Annotated in this window: 15 protein-coding genes; all 15 read left to right on the top strand. The window is 48.3% G+C overall.

What is annotated here, in order from left to right; translation table 11 throughout:
- Nucleotides 1–56: 56 nt before the first annotated feature.
- Entirely contained in the window at nt 57–1,376 is a 1,320-nt protein-coding gene (locus tag HP548_RS12835) for an extracellular solute-binding protein (protein ID WP_175381885.1), read from the top strand.
- A gap of 29 nt (nt 1,377–1,405) precedes the next feature.
- Complete coding sequence (locus HP548_RS12830) at nt 1,406–2,287, top strand: carbohydrate ABC transporter permease (RefSeq protein WP_175381884.1); 882 nt, start codon at nt 1,406–1,408, stop codon at nt 2,285–2,287.
- Nucleotides 2,288–2,346: 59 nt separating this feature from the next.
- Nucleotides 2,347–3,210, top strand: coding sequence for a carbohydrate ABC transporter permease (locus HP548_RS12825; protein WP_217504709.1), 864 nt, complete (start codon nt 2,347–2,349; stop codon nt 3,208–3,210).
- 305 nt (nt 3,211–3,515) lie between these two features.
- Nucleotides 3,516–4,922 carry an MATE family efflux transporter gene (locus HP548_RS12820; RefSeq protein WP_076287394.1) on the top strand — a complete coding sequence of 469 codons (1,407 nt, stop codon included), beginning with the start codon at nt 3,516–3,518 and terminating at the stop codon, nt 4,920–4,922.
- 342 nt (nt 4,923–5,264) lie between these two features.
- The gene (locus HP548_RS12815) at nt 5,265–5,975 is read left to right on the top strand and encodes a response regulator transcription factor (protein WP_076287395.1); all 711 of its coding nucleotides are present in this window, start codon (nt 5,265–5,267) and stop codon (nt 5,973–5,975) included.
- Nucleotides 5,972–7,477 (top strand): sensor histidine kinase, encoded by a 1,506-nt coding sequence (locus HP548_RS12810; RefSeq protein WP_175381882.1) that lies wholly within the window; start codon nt 5,972–5,974, stop codon nt 7,475–7,477. The genes HP548_RS12815 and HP548_RS12810 overlap by 4 nt, the downstream gene beginning before the upstream one ends.
- Before the next feature lie 58 nt (nt 7,478–7,535).
- On the top strand, nt 7,536–8,642 hold the full coding sequence (locus HP548_RS12805) for a DUF5050 domain-containing protein (RefSeq protein ID WP_175381881.1): 1,107 nt from the start codon (nt 7,536–7,538) through the stop codon (nt 8,640–8,642).
- Between the two features lie 129 nt (nt 8,643–8,771).
- Nucleotides 8,772–9,680, top strand: coding sequence for a LysR family transcriptional regulator (locus HP548_RS12800; RefSeq protein WP_076287398.1), 909 nt, complete (start codon nt 8,772–8,774; stop codon nt 9,678–9,680).
- Between the two features lie 394 nt (nt 9,681–10,074).
- Nucleotides 10,075–11,247 carry a M20 family metallopeptidase gene (locus tag HP548_RS12795; protein WP_246318050.1) on the top strand — a complete coding sequence of 391 codons (1,173 nt, stop codon included), beginning with the start codon at nt 10,075–10,077 and terminating at the stop codon, nt 11,245–11,247.
- Between the two features lie 4 nt (nt 11,248–11,251).
- Nucleotides 11,252–12,676, top strand: coding sequence for a YfcC family protein (locus tag HP548_RS12790; RefSeq protein ID WP_246318049.1), 1,425 nt, complete (start codon nt 11,252–11,254; stop codon nt 12,674–12,676).
- Between the two features lie 251 nt (nt 12,677–12,927).
- Nucleotides 12,928–13,815 carry an oxygen-dependent tRNA uridine(34) hydroxylase TrhO gene (gene trhO, locus HP548_RS12785; RefSeq protein WP_076287400.1) on the top strand — a complete coding sequence of 296 codons (888 nt, stop codon included), beginning with the start codon at nt 12,928–12,930 and terminating at the stop codon, nt 13,813–13,815.
- 13 nt (nt 13,816–13,828) lie between these two features.
- Nucleotides 13,829–14,476 carry a helix-turn-helix transcriptional regulator gene (locus HP548_RS12780; RefSeq protein WP_175381880.1) on the top strand — a complete coding sequence of 216 codons (648 nt, stop codon included), beginning with the start codon at nt 13,829–13,831 and terminating at the stop codon, nt 14,474–14,476.
- Nucleotides 14,477–14,797: 321 nt separating this feature from the next.
- Nucleotides 14,798–15,847: an ABC transporter substrate-binding protein gene (locus tag HP548_RS12775; protein WP_175381879.1), complete on the top strand. Its 1,050-nt coding sequence runs from the start codon at nt 14,798–14,800 to the stop codon at nt 15,845–15,847.
- Nucleotides 15,848–16,004: 157 nt separating this feature from the next.
- Complete coding sequence (locus HP548_RS12770; protein WP_246318056.1) at nt 16,005–16,865, top strand: ABC transporter permease; 861 nt, start codon at nt 16,005–16,007, stop codon at nt 16,863–16,865.
- 2 nt (nt 16,866–16,867) lie between these two features.
- Nucleotides 16,868–17,662 (top strand): ABC transporter ATP-binding protein, encoded by a 795-nt coding sequence (locus HP548_RS12765; protein ID WP_063567603.1) that lies wholly within the window; start codon nt 16,868–16,870, stop codon nt 17,660–17,662.
- Nucleotides 17,663–17,793 lie beyond the last annotated feature (131 nt).

The following is a 17,793-nucleotide window of genomic DNA, read 5'->3' as shown; positions in this document are numbered from 1 at the left end:
ACAATTTTATTAAAGCGGTTACATCAACCGAATAACCATTACAGGGGGTTAGGAATATGAGAAAAAAGCCAATAGCAATGCTACTGACACTGACACTTATCCTCGCCGTGTTTTTATCCGGATGCAGCAATTCAGGTTCTGATGGAGAGGGTGAAGCGAGTGGAAGTGGCTCTGACGGAAAAGTGACCCTCAAGTTTATGCATCTCTGGCCAGCAGGCAGTTCTGCACAGCAGAATAAGCTGGTGAATGAGATCATCAAACAGTATCAGACCGATCATCCCAACGTGACCATCAAACAGGAAGTGCTGGAGAATGAGCAATATAAGAACAAATTGAAAATTCTGTCCGCTTCCAATGAACTCCCGGATGTAGGCGTAACGTGGGCAGCGGGTTTTCTTGAGCCTTATGTAAAGGGCAATTTGTTTGCTCCACTGGATGACCTCCTGAGTGGTTCACTAGAAGGGAAATTCATTGCCGGAACAACCGAAGCGTATGCTGTGGAAGGCAAAACCTATGCGCTCCCGATTGAACTGAACATATCTCCGATCTATTACAACAAAGACATTTTCGCCAAATATAATCTGCAGCCCCCGGCCACATATGATGAATTTCTGAATGTTGTGAAAACGCTGACAGACAATGGTGTGGTTCCCATCGCTCTCGGCAACAAGGATCGCTGGACCGGGTCTCTCTGGTATATGTATCTGGCCAATCGATTGGGCGGAGATGCATTGGAGAAGGCCATCAATGGCACAGGCAAGTTTGACGATCCAGCCCTGATCCAGGCGGCAGCCGAAGTACAGAAGCTGGTGGATATGAACGCCTTTAACAAAGGTTATAACGGCTTGTCCAATGATGAAGGTAAATCGGAATTCATGAATGAGAAAGCTGCCATGTACCTCATGGGCACCTGGGAACTGCCGAACTATACCACCAATCCGGATGTACCGCAGGAGTTCAAGGATAAAATCGGATTTTTCAAATTCCCGACAATGGATGATGGCAAAAGCGATATTAACAGTTGGGTCGGCGGCCCGGGTGTGGGCTTGTTCGTCGCACAGAACTCCAAGGTGAAGGATGAAGCTCAAAAATTCGTTCAATATTTTGTGGAAAAATGGGGCGAAAGCTCTGTAACCGAAGCGGGTGTTATTCCGGCAACGAAAGTGGACACAGCCGAGGTACAACTGCCGCAGCTTTATACTGACCTGCTGAATGAATTGAATCAGGCCAGCAGCCTGACATTATTCGCCGACGTGCAGATGAAACCGACCGCAGCTCAAGTCCATCTGGATATGATCCAGGCACTGTTCGGAAAAGCGGTCACTCCTGAGGAATTTGTGAAGAATCATCAGGAAGCGATTGATAAAGGCAACTAACGTACAACGCTCATAGGGAGGATATTGTGATGGATAAAGTCATGTCCAACCGTTTAGTCGCTGCGTTGTACGTGCTTCCCGCACTGCTGCTGTTATTGGTACTGATCTATATCCCGATCGTGCTGACCGGATATTACGGATTGATGCAGTGGGACGGGATCGGCGCAATGACCTTTATCGGTATTGAAAATTATGCAAGATTGCTTCATGACGCAACGTTCTGGCAGAGTGCATATCATACCTTTCTACTGGCCTTGTTCTCTGCACTGAGTCTGATCGGTTATCTTATGATTGCCCTGGTGCTGTCAGGCAAAATTAAGGGTGCCAACCTGTTCAGAAAAATATATCTGATTCCGATGCTGCTGTCCTCCGTAGCGATTGCCCAGTTATGGTTGAAGATTTACCATCCCAGCAATGGTGTGCTTAATACCTTTCTGGAATCTGTCGGTATTGCCAATCCGCCAGCCTGGCTGGCGGAGCCATCCCTGGTATTGTATGCGCTGTTCGTACCGATCTTGTGGCAGTATGCGGGATTCTATATTCTGATTTACTATGCTGCACTCAAGAATATCCCGGAATCGTTGGTTGAAGCAGCGCGGATTGATGGTGCAAGCCCTTGGCAGATTGCATTCCGAATCAAGCTGCCCCTGATCACGGAAGTGATCAAAGTGACTATCGTGCTGGCTGTCGTTGGTTCGTTGAAGTACTTTGATCTCATTTATGTGATGACGGACGGTGGACCGAATGGCTCCAGTGAAGTGATGGCTTCTTATATGTATCATCAGGCTTTCCGTGGATTCGACTTTGGTTACGGGAGTGCCGTTGGTTTCTTCCTGCTCGTGATCTGTCTGGTCGTAACCTGGCTGCTTCGAAAAGCTACGGCATCCAAGGACACCATTCAGTATTCTTGAGTGAAGTGAAGTGAAATGAAAGGAGGTCCATCCCTGTGAAGACCGATACCACGGTTCGGTTGCCAGCCTATCCCGGAACAGGCGCGGGACCGACTGTGCTGAGAAAGCTCGGTTATGTCCTGCTCTACAGCCTGTTGATTCTGGTGGCGCTGCTGCAGATTCTGCCCTTGATATGGCTGCTGCTGTTCTCGCTAAAAAACAATCAGGAAGTATTCGATATGGCACCGTTCGCCCTTCCCGCGACTCCGCGCTGGGAGAATTATGTGAAGGTGTGGACGGAAGGCAACATTAGCTTGTATTTCTTCAATAGTGTCTGGATCACAGTGGTGTCCGTTGTGTTCACCGTGCTGTTCGCGAGTCTGGTCACCTTCGCGATAACCCGCATGCGCTGGAAAGGACGTTCTCTGGTGCTCGGACTGTTCATGGTGGGTATGATGATCCCTGTGCATTCTACGCTGATTCCGTTGTTCAGCCTGTTTCTGAAGCTCCATCTTACAGATCATCCATTGTCGGTCATTCTTTCATACATTGCGTTTAATATGCCGATCACCATTATGATCCTGCTTGGTTTCTATTATGCCCTTCCACGGGAAGTGGAGGAAGCAGCGGTGATGGACGGCTGCTCTGTCCATCGGATTTTCTTCCGTATCGTCCTGCCGATGACAGCTTCGGTGATCGCTACGACAGCGATTATCAACATGATTTATGATTGGAATGAATTCATCTTCGTGAATACGTTCATCAGTACAGATGCGTACAAGACGCTGACCGTTGGGGTACAGAATTTTATTGGACAGTACACAACGGATTGGGGAGCGATTGGCGCGACACTGATGATCAGCATCCTGCCGATCCTGATCGCTTTCCTCGTCTTGAGCAATCGAATTGTGGAGGGCATCGCTGCCGGATCGGTAAAAGGATAGACCCATGTATTCCATATGATTAAATGGCTAGCTTAACCTTGGACCCTTACATATCCCGATCCAAAAGGGATGTGTGAGGGTTTTTGTTCATCGTCTCGGACTTCGTATATCTCCTGAGAACATGTATTTAGAACGACTATATGAATGTATTTCTTCTCTATAATGCAAATTAAATGAAAGAACTGAAAATACCTATTATTGGAATTTCAAAAAACTTTCAAGTTTTTTCGCAAAACTACTGCATTTTCAAACTACCTGTGCTAACATACCCTAAGAATTAAAGCCCACACGGGAAAGGTGAGAAAATGACAGCAATATCCTCAACCAAAGAGTCCTTGCGTTCGGATGCCAAAGATCTGAATCTGATTCGGCTAACATGGCCTATTTTCCTGGAACTCTTCTTGTTTATGTTGATGGGGAGCGTGGATACGTTCATGCTCAGTTCGGTGTCCGATAATGCAGTATCCGGAGTCGGAGCAGCCAACCAGATTATTTCCATTGCGATTCTTGTATTGGAAGTCATTGGACATGGTGCTGCTATTGTTGTGGCACAATATATTGGTTCGAAGAAGTTGAGTGAGGCGGCACAGGTCACAGGTAATGCGATTACGCTTAATCTGATTGTTGGACTAATCCTGAGTGGAAGCTTCCTTCTGTTCGGAGGACATCTGCTTACACTGCTTCATATCCAAGGTGAAATATACGATTTTGCCCGTTCTTATATAAGTATTGTCGGAGGCGGGATCTTCCTTCAGGCGCTGATTAACGCGCTGGCCGCGACGATTCGTACGCATGGTTACACCAAAGAGACGATGTATGTTTCTGTTCTGATGAACGTGATTCACGTCGTTGGTAACTACGCTCTTATTTTTGGCCATTTCGGCATGCCGAAGCTTGGTGTAGAAGGGGCAGCGATCTCAACGGTCGGAAGCCGTCTGATCTGTTTGATTATTTTCTTCTGGTTGCTCTATCGGGTAATGGATGTAAGGGTGGAGTTTAGCTATTACATCAACCTTTCGAAGAAATTTATCAGCAAAATCCTGCGAATTGGTATCCCCTCTGCGCTAGAGTCCGTTGTATATCAGTCCTGCCAGCTCGTCTTCACACTGTACGTGACCTATCTGGGTGCTGAAGCGATGGCGACCCGGCAATATGCGGGTAACATTTCAAGCTACATCTATCTATTCAGCATGGCTATCGGAATGGGGACATCCATTATTGTTGGCCGACTGGTCGGTGCACGGCGCAAGAACGATGCATACAAACGTGTATTCGACAGTGTAAAATGGGCTCTGCTGGCCACAGTTGTGATCGATGTAATTATTATTCTTTTCCGTGTTCCGCTGATGAGTGTGTTCACGGATAATCCGGAAATTATAAAACTGGGTGCACAGGTCATCCTGCTCAGTCTTCTGCTGGAGACCGGGCGAACCTGCAACATTGTGATTATTGGTTCCCTTCGTGCCGCAGGTGATGCGAAGTTCCCGGTATATATGGGACTGATCTCCATGGTCTGCATGAGTCTGCCGCTGGGCTACCTGCTGGTGTTCAAGCTTCACATGGGGCTCGCCGGTGTATGGCTTGCGATTGCCGCAGACGAGTGGACACGCGCTGTCATTATGTATTTCCGCTGGAAGAGCCGGGCTTGGGAGAAACATGATCTGTTGGATCATGAGGAGGAAGTTGGAGCTCAGCCTGTGCCAGCAGTATGATGATGGTTTGGAAAATAAATTCGATTTGAGCGGGGTATAGAAATAAAAAGGCACCGCACTTGGAGCCGTTAGTCTTATTAAAGAAGAGCCAATCATGGGATGGAGCATTTCTCTTGATGATGGGCTCTTTTTGTTTTTATTAGGGCTGATCCAATCACGGGTTGGCTCTTTTTGTTGTGTTTGGGGTATAAAAAAAGTGGAGCGAAGTCCAAGCTGGGAGGATACAGACGTTTCTAGCGTTTCTCGCAAATCGAAAAGTCCTCCATAGCTAATCAGGCCATACCTTGTTAACATAGATCCAAAGAATAAGATAACTCATGACACATATAGAGGATGATTCCGATGAATAAAAAAGTGCTGGTCGTGGATGACGAGTCAAGCATTGTTAGTGCTATTGCTTACGCGCTGCGGCGCGAAGGATATGAAGTAGAGACAGCAAATGACGGCGAAGAAGCGCTGGTCAAGGTAGCTTCATTCCATCCGCAGGTCATGATTCTGGACGTGATGATGCCCAAACTGGATGGATACGGCGTATGCCGCAGGCTGGAGGATCGGGAGGATATCGGCATTATTTTGCTCACCGTCAAAAATGATATCGTGGATAAGATCGTTGGCCTGGAAATGGGCGCGGATGATTACATGACCAAACCGTTTGAGATCCGCGAGCTGCTTGCACGGGTAAAGGCACTGATGCGCCGCGTGGAGAAAAGCAGTCCACCATCTGATGATTCCAAGAATCAGGCTATCGTCAATGGAACGCTACGTATCCATATCGCTCACCGCACCGTGACGGTGAATGAGGAGAAGCTGGATTTGACGCCAAAAGAGTTCGATTTGCTTACCATTCTGATGTCCAACCCTGAGCGTGTATACACGCGGGATGATCTGCTGGACCGGGTTTGGGGCATGGAATATGCCGGGGGTACACGCACGGTGGATATTCATATTCAGCGGCTGCGCAAAAAAATCGGCGATACCGACCAGCAAAAATTGCAGACGGTATACGGCATTGGCTATAAGGCATCAGCCCCTGAACCGGGCGGATTGGTATGAGAGTCAGCATCAAGCTGAAGTTCAGCGTCTTTCTGGCCGCATTGCTTATCCTGACCGTCGTTGTGCTCAGCTCCCTGGTATTGCGAGGTATTGAGCGCAACCAGCAGACGCAGATCGAGACCATTCTGTCCCAGCAGACCCGACTGGTGAATCTGAATGTGCGGCAGTCTTACTATACCGAGTCTGTTCGTCTGGAGCAGGAGGTTTTTTTACAGCAAAATGGCCGCAGGCTGGCTCAAGAGCTTGCAAGCTCCACAGGTCTGCCAATCGCGCTCTATGATATGAAGGGACAGCAGGTTGGTTCATCGATCATGTCTGAGGAAAGTGCAGATATCACAGCTACGCTGAACTATGCGCTGCAAAATAAAATCGCTTATCACGAACAGGGGGATACCCTGCTCTACATAGCACCACTGGACGGACCGGATGGACAGATGGGTGCTGTGCGCATGCAGTATCCGGTTCAGAGCTATCATGAATTTTATGCCCGTATCCTTCAGTTGTTTATGTGGGCAGGGATTGCGGTTGTTGGACTAAGCTTCATTCTGGGATATCTCTTCTACAATCGTTTTGCCGTTGCCATAACCCGCTTGAAGAGGTCTGCCGATTCCATCCGTGAAGGGCATTATATTACTGAATCACCTGTGAGACGCAAGGATGAATTAGGTGAGCTGGGACAGGGCATTTATTATATGAGCACATCGATTCAGCAAAATATTGAAGCCATGCATGCGGAACAGCAGAAGCTTCAGCTTGCCATCGAGAAGCTTCAGGCCCTGGAGCAGCAGCAGAAACAATATATCGGCAACATCAGCCATGAGTTCAAGACGCCACTTACGTCGATTAAGGCGTATGTAGAGCTGTTGGACATGTATAAGGATGATCCACAATTGCTGAATGATGCCACGAGCAATATTGGCAAGGAAACCGAGCGGCTGTACGAGATGGTTGAGAAGGTATTACATTTGTCTGCTCTGGAGAAATATGATTTTGAGAATCAGGCAGAAGACGTGGAAGTTCGTGCTCTACTGGAGGATGCCTGTGGCCGGATGCGGGGCAAAGCCGAGAAGTTTGCATTGAACATGGAGCTGGTGTTACTGCCTGCGGTGATCCGCAGCGATCGGGAAAGCCTGATGCATATTTTCATCAATCTGTTGGATAATGCGATCAAATATAATGTGCCGGGAGGTGTCATCCGGGTAAGCAATGTACTGCGAATGCAGGAGCGACAAGCGGTGATTCGCATCTTCAACTCGGGTACGCCCATTCCGGACGAGGCGCGCGAGAAAATCTTTGAACCCTTTTACACCGTCAATAAAGACAGGGCTAGAAAAACCGGAGGAACCGGGTTGGGACTATCACTCGTCAAGCAATTTGTAGAGAAGCAGGGCGGCACAATCTCATTGTTGCCGGGCGATCCGAAACACGGAGAAGGGACAACGTTCCAGCTTATTTTCCCGTTGGCGCATTCAAGTTTACAAGTTGGAAACAAGTCTGAATAACTTTGGAAGTATGCGATGTGTATGCTTGGTCTATAGAAAGCACTCAGGAGGGACCATGATGAATTGGAAACAGGCGGCTATGGGCACGCTCGGGGCAATCGTCCTATTATCGGCAACAGCATGCGGGGGAACAACGAAACCAGGGGATCATACACAGAACGGGAAATCAGGCACGGATATTACGGTGAAGGACAATACAAATACGTCGGTATACCAGAGCTTTAAGCTGGAGAAAATCGATAAACTGTCGAATATGCGCGGGGTAGCGTGGCTAAGCAATGACTGGATTTTGTCGGATAAAGAAAACGAATCCATGAAGCCTATCACGGTTGAGGGTGAGAAACGTTACCCGCATAACTTATACATGTATGATCTTACGAAGGGCACAGATACACCCGTGAAGGAAAGTGAAGTGAGTCTGGGTTCACCACTCGTGTCCCCGGATAGTCAGTATATTTTCTACAGGGAACCAGAGGAATCGACAGGCAAAGGCTTTATTCTGAACCTGCACAACGGGGAAGTGGTACCTGCGGGCAAGGACGATGGATTTGTCTTTGAAGGAGCATGGCTGGATAAGGAGCATGTTGTTTTTCCAAACATGAATGGGGATATCATATCAGCTAGTGTGGATGGAACGACCAAAGCGCTGGTCAAGACGGGAAACTTCAATGTAAGCAGCGTCAGCGTTTCTGGGAATGTGATTTACTACATCACAGGCACGGACGGACAGTTGAATAGCTACGATACGAAGACCGGTGAAGTGAAGCAGGTACTGAAAAGTGTAGAGAGGGTAATTCCAGCCAACGATGGCTCAAGACTGGCGATTGTGAAAAAAACAGCCGATACCAAACGGGCGCTGGTGCTGACCGATCTGGAAGGGAATGAAAAAGCCACGCTTGCCAGAGGCACGCAGATCTTCGGCACGAGCTGGTCTGGTGACGATTCCAAAATCGCCTACACGATCAATTCGGAAAGTGATGATGAAAAAGGGCTATTTGTCTCCAATACGGAATCGGCGGAGCAGTTCCAGATCTCAGCTGAAATGGATAACGCATCTGATCCATTGAGCTGGAGTCCGGAAGGCAACCGGATTTTGCTGTCGCAGGCAGTGCAGGAAAATGAATCATACCACTTTGTTACCTCGGTCATTACGATTTCGCAGTAAATCATCATCGAATAAGAAGCAAATCAGCAGGGCGGGCCTGACTCATATCGAGTTGGGCTTTTTCTGTACCTTTAACGCTGGTTTTCTGGGTTATACTGAAGAGACGAGAAGTAAAGGGGGAACATGATCATGGATGAAAAGGACTGCCGTCTGCTGCTGAGCGTTTCCGAAGAAAGCAGTCTGACCAAGGCTGCGGAGCGCATGTTTATGACCCAGCCGGCTTTGACATACCGTTTGCAGCAATTGGAGAAGGAATTTGGCGTGCCACTTATCGATAAAACGTTAAAAGGCGCCAGATTTACTCCCGAAGGAGAGCATCTCGCGATCTATGCCCGTAAAATGCTCAATGAGCTTAACCAGGTCAAGGAGCAGCTGTCTAACATTCGTAATGAGGTTAAGGGAACGTTGCGCCTTGGGATTGCCAATCATTATTCGTTGTACAAGCTTCCTCCCTTGTTAAAGCAGTTCAAGGAGCTGTACCCTGAGGTTCAGTTTGCTGTGACCTGTGCACTAAGTGTGGAGGTTATGGAACTGTTGATGAGGGACGAAATCCAGGTGGGTGTCATACGGGGGGAGCATCCCTGGTATGAGGGGAAACATCTGCTGCACGATGAACCGGTCTGCATTGTATCCCGTGAACCCATTAATCTGGATGAACTTCCCGAGCTTCCGCAAATTGCATTTCAGGAGCCCCTGACAAAAACGGGTGGATCTCCTGTGAACCCATTCCGAGAAGGAGTAGCGGCCTGGTGGTATGAGCGCTATGAATGTTCACCAACTGTAGCGATGCGTGTGGACAGCTATGAGACATGCAAGGAAATGGTGCGATACGGGCTTGGTTATGCCATTATTCCGGGTATTTTCGTATCTGCTTCGGATGGTCTTCATCAGCAGGAACTAATCCGACAGAATGGACAGGGAGTGCGGCGTAACACGTGGTTGGTGTATAAGGAAAGTGTGCTGCAACAGGCAACGGTTGGTCGCTTTGTTGATTTAATGAAAACGGCTGGAACACAGCATGTTGTGGATGGAAGCTAGATACAGACGTGGTGGTGCAGGTGCTAGGCTTATGCATAATTATCCGATATTTCCTTATCAAAACAGGAATTTTATTGCCATTTGGCAATGTTATTTTTATGGGGGGAACTGATTCGAAGGATGTATATAAGATTAAAATGTATACCGATGCTGTCTTGGTTAATATGTAAATAAACCAGTATTATACTGACATCTAATGATATCCATATGTTATTATCTAGCGAGTCCATAAAATTTTTTATGGGCTATTCCTTAATTTTTTCGAATTTACTTATAGCTTGGTCACACATACAATATATCCAATCTGATTGTATATTTATTCGATTGAATTGAATATAGAAATGCTGTATTTGAAGAAAGGCGGCAAAACAATATGTATTCTGACCCAGCTCTTATGAAGCAAAAAATCAAAGAAACTGTAGATCGGCTAGACCCCGACTTGCGGGAATTATCCCTGCGTATTCACGCTAACCCTGAACTTAGCTTTCAGGAAATCCAAGCACAACAGTGGTTAACCGAACCGCTGGAAGCAGCCGGATTTCAGGTGGAAAAAGGCATTTCAGGCCTCGACACCTCGTTCCGCGCTGTATGGGAAGGTCAGTCAGGTGGACCCACGATTGCACTGCTCGCTGAATATGATGCGCTGCCCCGCATCGGACATGCCTGCGGACACAATCTGATCGGAACCTCTGCTGTAGGTGCAGCATTGGCGCTCAAGGAAGCTTGCCCTGAACTTCCGGGACGAATTGTCGTACTTGGTACACCGGCTGAAGAAGAGGGCGGTGGCAAAATCATCATGGTGAACGATGGCGTATTCAATGAGATGGATGCCGTCATGATGTGTCACCCGCAGCAAAAAACGATGGTACTGAGAGGTGCGCTGGCTTGTGTGGACGCAACCTTTACGTTCCACGGCAAGCAGGCACATGCTGCCTCGTCTCCTGAGAAGGGCATTAGTGCGCTAGATGCCTTGGTCAACGCGTACGCGGGAATAAACTCGCTGCGTCCTTATTTGAAGGATGACGTTCGGGTGAACGGGATTATAACCAAGGGTGGAGATGCGCCCAACGTGGTGCCTGAGCTCGCTGAAGCCGTATATATCATTCGGGCAAAGACAGTTGAAGAACTGAAAGTCGTCATGGACAAAGTTTACCGCGTCGTGCGCCATGCTGCGGAAGGCGTTGGGGCTACGGTAGATATTACAGAAGGCCTGATCTATGCCGAGCGGAATAACAACAAGACTCTGGCGGGTCTGTTCCAGCAGAACCTGGAGGATATGGGCATTGAAGTACATGATCCACCGCAAACAGGCGGTGTGGGTTCCTCGGATATCGGTAACGTAAGCCAAATTACAGCCGCAATCCATCCGTATATTCGGTTAGGAGATGCGACAACACACACTCCTGAATTTGCCCGGCTTGCCGGAGCAGAGGAAGGCATGATTGAACTGAACCGTGCGGCGAAGGCACTTGCACTGACAGCGTTCGATTTGTACGCAGACAAGGCAGCATTGAAGCAGGTACGTGATGAATTTGAAGCATGGAAACAACAGAAGGACGAGGGATGATGAATTGGAAAACATAACAAAACAACCACAACAACGGCGTAAATGGTTCAAAATGCCTCACACCTTCGTCATCTTGTTCATTTTGGTGCTGGTAGCTACTGTCTTGACCTATATTATTCCCGCAGGGGAATTTGATCGGGTCAAGGATGAAGCAACAGGCAAATCCTTGCTCGTTCCAGGTTCATACCATCATGTAGAGGCCAATCCAACGGGATTGTGGGATATTCCCAAGTCCATTGTTCGCGGACTGGTTGATTCCGCGGACGTTGTATTCTTTATTTTCATCATCGGCGGTGCATTTCAGATCATTACGAGCACGGGAACGATTGAAGCTCTTACAGGAAGGGTAGCCCGTTCTTTCGCTAATAAAGGATTATGGGTCATCCCGGTATTCATCACCTTGTTCTCCGTTGGTGGGTTTACGATGGGCATGTCCACGGAGGTTATGGTCTTTGTACCGATCGGGATCGCCATTGCGCGTGCGCTAGGGTATGACGCTCTAACAGGTACGGCGATGATCTCGCTGGGGGCCTCGTGTGGTTTTACCGCGGGACTGCTCAATCCGTTCAATGTGGGACTAGCTCAAGCTATTGCAGAAGTTCCGATTTTCTCAGGTATGTGGCTTCGTGCGATTATCCTGGTGTGTCTCATCTCCGTAACAAGTATCTATATTATGCGGTATGCGTCCAGAGTGAAGTCTGATCCAACTCGTGGTTTGGTGCATGAGCTGGAACAGGAGCAGGCAGCAGATACACCTGCAGTGGATCTGAATAAACTGCCAACGATTAGCATCACACATATTCTGACCATCATTACGATTGTAGCTGGCTTTGCCCTGTTAATCTGGGGTGTATCCAAAGAAGGCTGGTGGATGGAGGAACTGGCGGCTCTCTTCCTGAGCATGGGCGTGATCTCTGGTCTCGTGTCCGGGTTCGGTCCTAGCCGAATTGCAAGTGAATTCGTCAAAGGCGCAAGTGGTATTGCCTATGGTGCCTTTATCATCGGTCTGGCAAGAGGAATCATGGTTGTCCTTGATCAGGGTAACGTAATTGACTCCGTAGTATACGGAATGTCTACAGCGGTTGGCGAATTGCCGTCCTCCGTGCAGGTATTGGGTATGTATTTCTTCCAAAATATCATGAACGTGTTCATTACGTCGGGTACAGGTATGGCCGTGACTACGATGCCGATTATGGTTCCATTATCGGATCTGCTCGGGGTTACCCGTCAGACAGCCGTACTGGCGTTCCAGTTCGGAGACGGCTTTACCAACATGATTCTGCCAACGTCTTCTGCTTTGATGGGCAGTCTGGCAGTTTCCGGCATTCCGTATCAGAAATGGGTTAGATTCTTCTGGCCGCTGATGGTCATGTGGATCGCTATGGGTATTGTATTTATGCTTATTGCCAATGCTATTCAGTATTCTTAATCGTTCAATTAAGATAAATAACGAAAAATGTATTCCATAACTTACATTCCTTTCTATACATTTATATTGACTAAGCTATTCCGCTTCCGATAAACTAGAATGCAGGAATAAAAGTCGAATGTTCAAAGCAGCAGTTCGAGACATTGTTTCGGACGGCTGTTTATTTTCTTTTTAATGAGCAAGGTTGCAACGTTGTAGTCTTGTCGGATGATCCGGCCAATAACAACATGGAATAGGAACAGGTGATACACATGTGTAACAGCGCGTACCGCGTGCTTTTATATTATAAGTTCGTGAAGATTGAAGACCCTGAAACGTTTACGCAAGAGCATCTGCAATACTGTAAGGACTTGGGCGTAAAAGGACGTATTCTGATTGCCTCAGAAGGCATTAACGGAACCGTATCCGGTACACCAGAGCAAACCGAGCAGTACATGAAGGATATGCATGCCAACCCGCTGTTCAGCGATATGGTATTCAAGATTGATGATGTCGAAGAGCATGCGTTCAAAAAAATATTTGTTCGTCACAAAGCCGAGCTGGTTACGTTCCGCGTGGACGAAGACTTGGACCCGAACGTCATTAGTGGTAAACGCTTGTCCCCAAAAGAATTTTACGAGCATCTTCAACAGGAGGATGTTATTGTAATTGACGGCCGCAATGACTACGAGTACGAGATCGGTCATTTCCGAGGCGCGATTCGTCCAGACGTTGAATCGTTCCGCGAGTTCCCGGAATGGATTCGGGAGAACCTGGGTGACATGAAGGACAAAAAGATCATTACCTACTGTACTGGCGGAATCCGTTGTGAGAAGCTGACTGGGTTCATGATTAACGAAGGTTTCCAGGACGTGGCACAACTTGATGGCGGAATTGTTACCTATGGTAAGGACGATGAGGTACAAGGTCGTCTGTTTGATGGCAAATGTTATGTATTTGACGAGCGTATTTCCGTGCCGATTAACCGGACGGATGAAGATATTGTGATTGCTAGCTGTTATCACTGTGGAACGACACATGACCGTTATATTAATTGTCCAACCTGCAACCTGCAGCATGTATGCTGTGAGGATTGCGAAGAGACGCATAACCGCTTTTGCTCGGATGCTTGCCGGGAGGCAGCACCGGTAACCGCATAAGCAGGGAGAGCAGGTGCTGATCGTGAAGCGCGAAGAGGAACGAACGACGCGTGAACGGATTTTGTTCATGCTCAAGCAGCAAGGCACAATGACCGCAAGGGAAATGACAGCTGAGCTTGGTCTGACCGGCATGGCGATTCGCCGTCACCTCACGGCACTGGAGCAGGATGGTTGGATTGAGGTTCGGGAAGCCAGAGCGACAGCAGGACGTCCATCCGCTGTGTACCATCTGACGGTACGTGGGGATAGCTTTTTCCCAAAATCATATTCATCACTGACCCTGGAACTGCTGGAGGAACTGTCGGATTCAGCGGGCAGCGGTGTCGTGGATGCATTGTTCGAGAGCCGTCGGGACAAGCTGCTTCGCAGCGGACAGCCACAGATGGAAGGTCAGGATCTGGCCGGACGTGTCGAGGAACTCGCGCGCATTCAGAATGCAAACGGATATATGGCTGATGCCTCCCAGGAATCGGATGGCACCTATGTGCTCACCGAGCTGAACTGCCCCATTGTGCAGGTAGCGAGTGTCTATAAACAGGCTTGCCGCTGTGAATTGGAACTGTTCCGTTCATTGCTGCAGGCTGATGTGGAGCGCACTGAATGTTATGCAGACGGCGGCAAAAAATGCACGTACCAGATCCGCGAAGCGGCTGGGAATTAGCTTGTATGGAGATTGTTTCGATCACTCGGAACAGTCTCTTTTTTTGTTTTATGTAATGTTTTCTCTCACGTATCTGCAATGAATGCAAATTGGAAGCGGTTCAACCATTGACGGAAAACAGGTCGCACCTTAATATTAGGGAAACAATAAAATACCAACACGAGTCATGGACTTCAGTCGCATGAGGAAAGTCTATATTTGTCTGCTTTTGTCGATCAAAGCAACAATGCGTTGAAGCGTTCGTTTTGTCCCGCCCTATCGTGTCACTTGGATAACGATGAGGGCATCAACATTTTAGAAGATGGAGAGGGGTTCTCACACATGAAAAAGAAATTCTTAATGTCTCTGATGATGGTTGCATCTATGGTTGTAGCGGCTGGTTGCGGAAATAACAGCGGCGGTAGCACGACGACCGAGGGATCGGGCAGCACAACAGGTGAAGGTACGATAGAAAAATCGTATCGCATAGCGATCTCACAAATCGTCGAGCATCCATCGTTGGATGCCACACGTGAAGGATTTATTGCAGCGCTGAAGGATGCTGGTCTTGAAGAAAACAAGAATCTGACGATTGACTACAATAACGCGCAGGGCGATTCAACGAACAACCTGTCCATTGCCCAGAAAATTGCCGGGGATTCCAAAAATGATTTGGTCCTAGGGATTGCAACACCATCCGCACTGGCACTGGCTCAACAAGTAAAGGACAAGCCACTGCTGTTCGCAGCGGTGACAGACCCGCTGGGTGCCAAACTGGTGAGTGACATGGACAAGCCAGGTGGTAACGTAACAGGTGCATCGGATACGAACCCGGAGGCGATTGTGCAATTGGCTGATTTTATCGCCAAATATTTGCCGGATGTAAAGACGGTTGGTCTGGTTATTAACGAGGGCGAACCGAATGCGGTTGTGATGGCGAACAATGCGGAAAAAGCGCTCGCAACACATAATATCAAGCTGGTCAAAGCACCAGTTACGAACACATCCGAAGTAAAACAGGCGACCGATTCTTTGGTTGGCAAAGTAGATGCCTTCTATATCACGCTGGATAACTCGGTAGTTAGCGCAGTGGATACAATCATCCAGACAGCGAATAAAAATAAAATTCCGTTCTTCTCCAGTGACCGGGATACCGTGGAAAAAGGGGCTTTCGCAACCGTTGGCTTCAAATACTACGATCACGGATACCAAGTGGGTGAAATGGCTGCGGACATTCTGAAAAATGGGTCGAAACCAGGCGACTTGAAAGTCACTGTGCCGGACAAGCTGGATCTGATTCTGAACCTGAAAGCGGCTGAAGCTCAAGGTATCACTGTTACCGATGAGATGAAGGCAGAAGTGAAGGACCAGGATAACAACATTATTCAATAATCTGACCGGAGATCCTCCGGCAGTACGGATGACGGATGCGAGGCGGACGTGCAGGCGGGTTCGCCTCATTCTTTTCGATAGACAGGGAGGAAGCAATGTGAATTTGACTTGGGGTTCAATTGAAGGGGCAATCGAGCTTGGATTGTTGTATGCACTGATGGCATTGGGTGTATATATTACATTCCGCATACTGGACTTCCCCGATCTCACCGTAGACGGAAGTTTTACAACTGGAGGCGCAATCGCGGCGGTCATGATATCCAACGACTTCTCTCCTTGGCTCGCTTGCTTGGCAGCAATGGCTGGAGGAATGGTGGCTGGCGCCTGTACAGGTCTGCTGCATACCAAAGGCAAAATTAACGGGCTGTTATCCGGTATTCTGATGATGATTGCCTTGTACTCAATTAATATGCGTATTCTCGGCGCACCAAACAAATCTATTATGGGCATGGACAACCCTTTTTCGGGTGAGCATGTCATGATCATCATAATCGTGGTTGTGCTGGTATTCAAAATCATGCTGGATCTGTTTATGAAAACAGATATCGGACTGGCACTGCGCGCCACAGGTGACAACAAACGCATGATTCGCAGCTTCGGTGCGAATACGGATGTGACCACCATTGTTGGTGTCAGTCTGTCCAACGGACTTGTTGCGCTGTCTGGAGCATTTATTGCACAGCAATCTGGTTTTGCAGACATTACGATGGGAATTGGAATGATCGTTATTGGACTGGCCTCCGTTATTATCGGGGAAGCGATTCTGGGTGCAAGAACTGTATTCTGGGCCACTCTTGCGGCAGTTGTCGGTTCAATTATTTACCGGATTGTGGTCGCGATCGCACTCCAGGTCGAATGGTTCGACACATCCGATCTGAAGCTAATCACCGCGGTGATCGTTATTATCTCACTTGTTTTCCCAACCATGCAGCGCTCCATGAAGCAGAAAAGTCTGGCTCGCAAACGAACCGAAGAGCTTATGGGCTCGTCGAGTCAACAGGCGAAGGGAGGCATGTGATTATGCTTGAGATTACACAAGTGACCAAACTGTTTAATCCGGGAACGACGGACGAGAAGACCGCACTGGTTGGTGTAAATCTGACCATGAATCCGGGAGATTTTGTGACGGTGATTGGCAGTAACGGCGCAGGGAAATCAACGTTGATGAACATTATTTCAGGCGTCATGAAGCCCGATATGGGCGATGTGCTGATTAATGACCGTTCCATCAAAAGCCTGCCTGAGCATAAGCGCAGCAGTTGGATTGGCCGAGTGTTTCAGGACCCGATGGCGGGTACAGCACCGCATATGTCCATTGAGGAGAACATGGCGATGGCGTACAAACGCGGCAAGGGCCGGGGACTGGGCTTTGGAGTTACCCGTGCCAGACGGGAGATTTTCAACGCCCAGTTGGAGAAGCTTGGTATCGGGCTCGACAAACGTCCCAATGCCAAAGTGGGCCTTCTATCCGGCGGTGAGCGTCAGGCGCTCAGCCTGCTGATGGCCACATTCACCCAGCCGCAAATTTTGTTGTTGGACGAGCATACGGCTGCGCTTGATCCTTCTCGTGCGGAGCTGATCACAGAGCTGACAGAGACGCTTGTACGTGAGATGAGACTCACAACGTTGATGGTTACACATAATATGGAGCAGGCCATACGTTTGGGCAATCGTCTAATAATGATGGACAAAGGCCGAATTATTTTGGACGTTAGTGAAGAACGTAAACGCACGCTAACCGTACCTGAGTTATTGGGTGAGTTTGAACGTATCAGTGGTAAAAAAATGGCCGATGATCGCGTGGTGCTGGGTTAAATCCAGGAGCACCTTGCGATCACTGAAGAGAGCCAGTACATCACATTACAAAACCTTTTGCGTTCTCGCAAAGGGTTTTTGTGGTATGTTGAACAGATTAAGGGCCACAATTAGTAAGCATACATAGGAGG

This window comes from Paenibacillus taichungensis (assembly GCF_013359905.1).
GTDB lineage: Bacteria > Bacillota > Bacilli > Paenibacillales > Paenibacillaceae > Paenibacillus > Paenibacillus taichungensis.
The sequence above is the reverse complement of the archived record's forward strand: the minus strand, read 5'-3'. Positions and strand labels throughout refer to the sequence as shown.

Excerpts from the sequence above, each read along its gene's own strand:
- HP548_RS12835 (WP_175381885.1), top strand. The coding sequence starts at position 57 with ATGAGAAAAAAGCCAATAGCAATGCTACTGACACTGACACTTATCCTC.
- HP548_RS12830 (WP_175381884.1), top strand. The coding sequence starts at position 1,406 with ATGGATAAAGTCATGTCCAACCGTTTAGTCGCTGCGTTGTACGTGCTT.
- HP548_RS12820 (WP_076287394.1), top strand. The coding sequence starts at position 3,516 with ATGACAGCAATATCCTCAACCAAAGAGTCCTTGCGTTCGGATGCCAAA.
- HP548_RS12815 (WP_076287395.1), top strand. The coding sequence starts at position 5,265 with ATGAATAAAAAAGTGCTGGTCGTGGATGACGAGTCAAGCATTGTTAGT.
- HP548_RS12810 (WP_175381882.1), top strand. The coding sequence starts at position 5,972 with ATGAGAGTCAGCATCAAGCTGAAGTTCAGCGTCTTTCTGGCCGCATTG.
- HP548_RS12805 (WP_175381881.1), top strand. The coding sequence starts at position 7,536 with ATGAATTGGAAACAGGCGGCTATGGGCACGCTCGGGGCAATCGTCCTA.
- HP548_RS12800 (WP_076287398.1), top strand. The coding sequence starts at position 8,772 with ATGGATGAAAAGGACTGCCGTCTGCTGCTGAGCGTTTCCGAAGAAAGC.
- HP548_RS12795 (WP_246318050.1), top strand. The coding sequence starts at position 10,075 with ATGAAGCAAAAAATCAAAGAAACTGTAGATCGGCTAGACCCCGACTTG.
- trhO (WP_076287400.1), top strand. The coding sequence starts at position 12,928 with ATGTGTAACAGCGCGTACCGCGTGCTTTTATATTATAAGTTCGTGAAG.
- HP548_RS12775 (WP_175381879.1), top strand. The coding sequence starts at position 14,798 with ATGAAAAAGAAATTCTTAATGTCTCTGATGATGGTTGCATCTATGGTT.
- HP548_RS12770 (WP_246318056.1), top strand. The coding sequence starts at position 16,005 with ATGGCATTGGGTGTATATATTACATTCCGCATACTGGACTTCCCCGAT.
- HP548_RS12765 (WP_063567603.1), top strand. The coding sequence starts at position 16,868 with ATGCTTGAGATTACACAAGTGACCAAACTGTTTAATCCGGGAACGACG.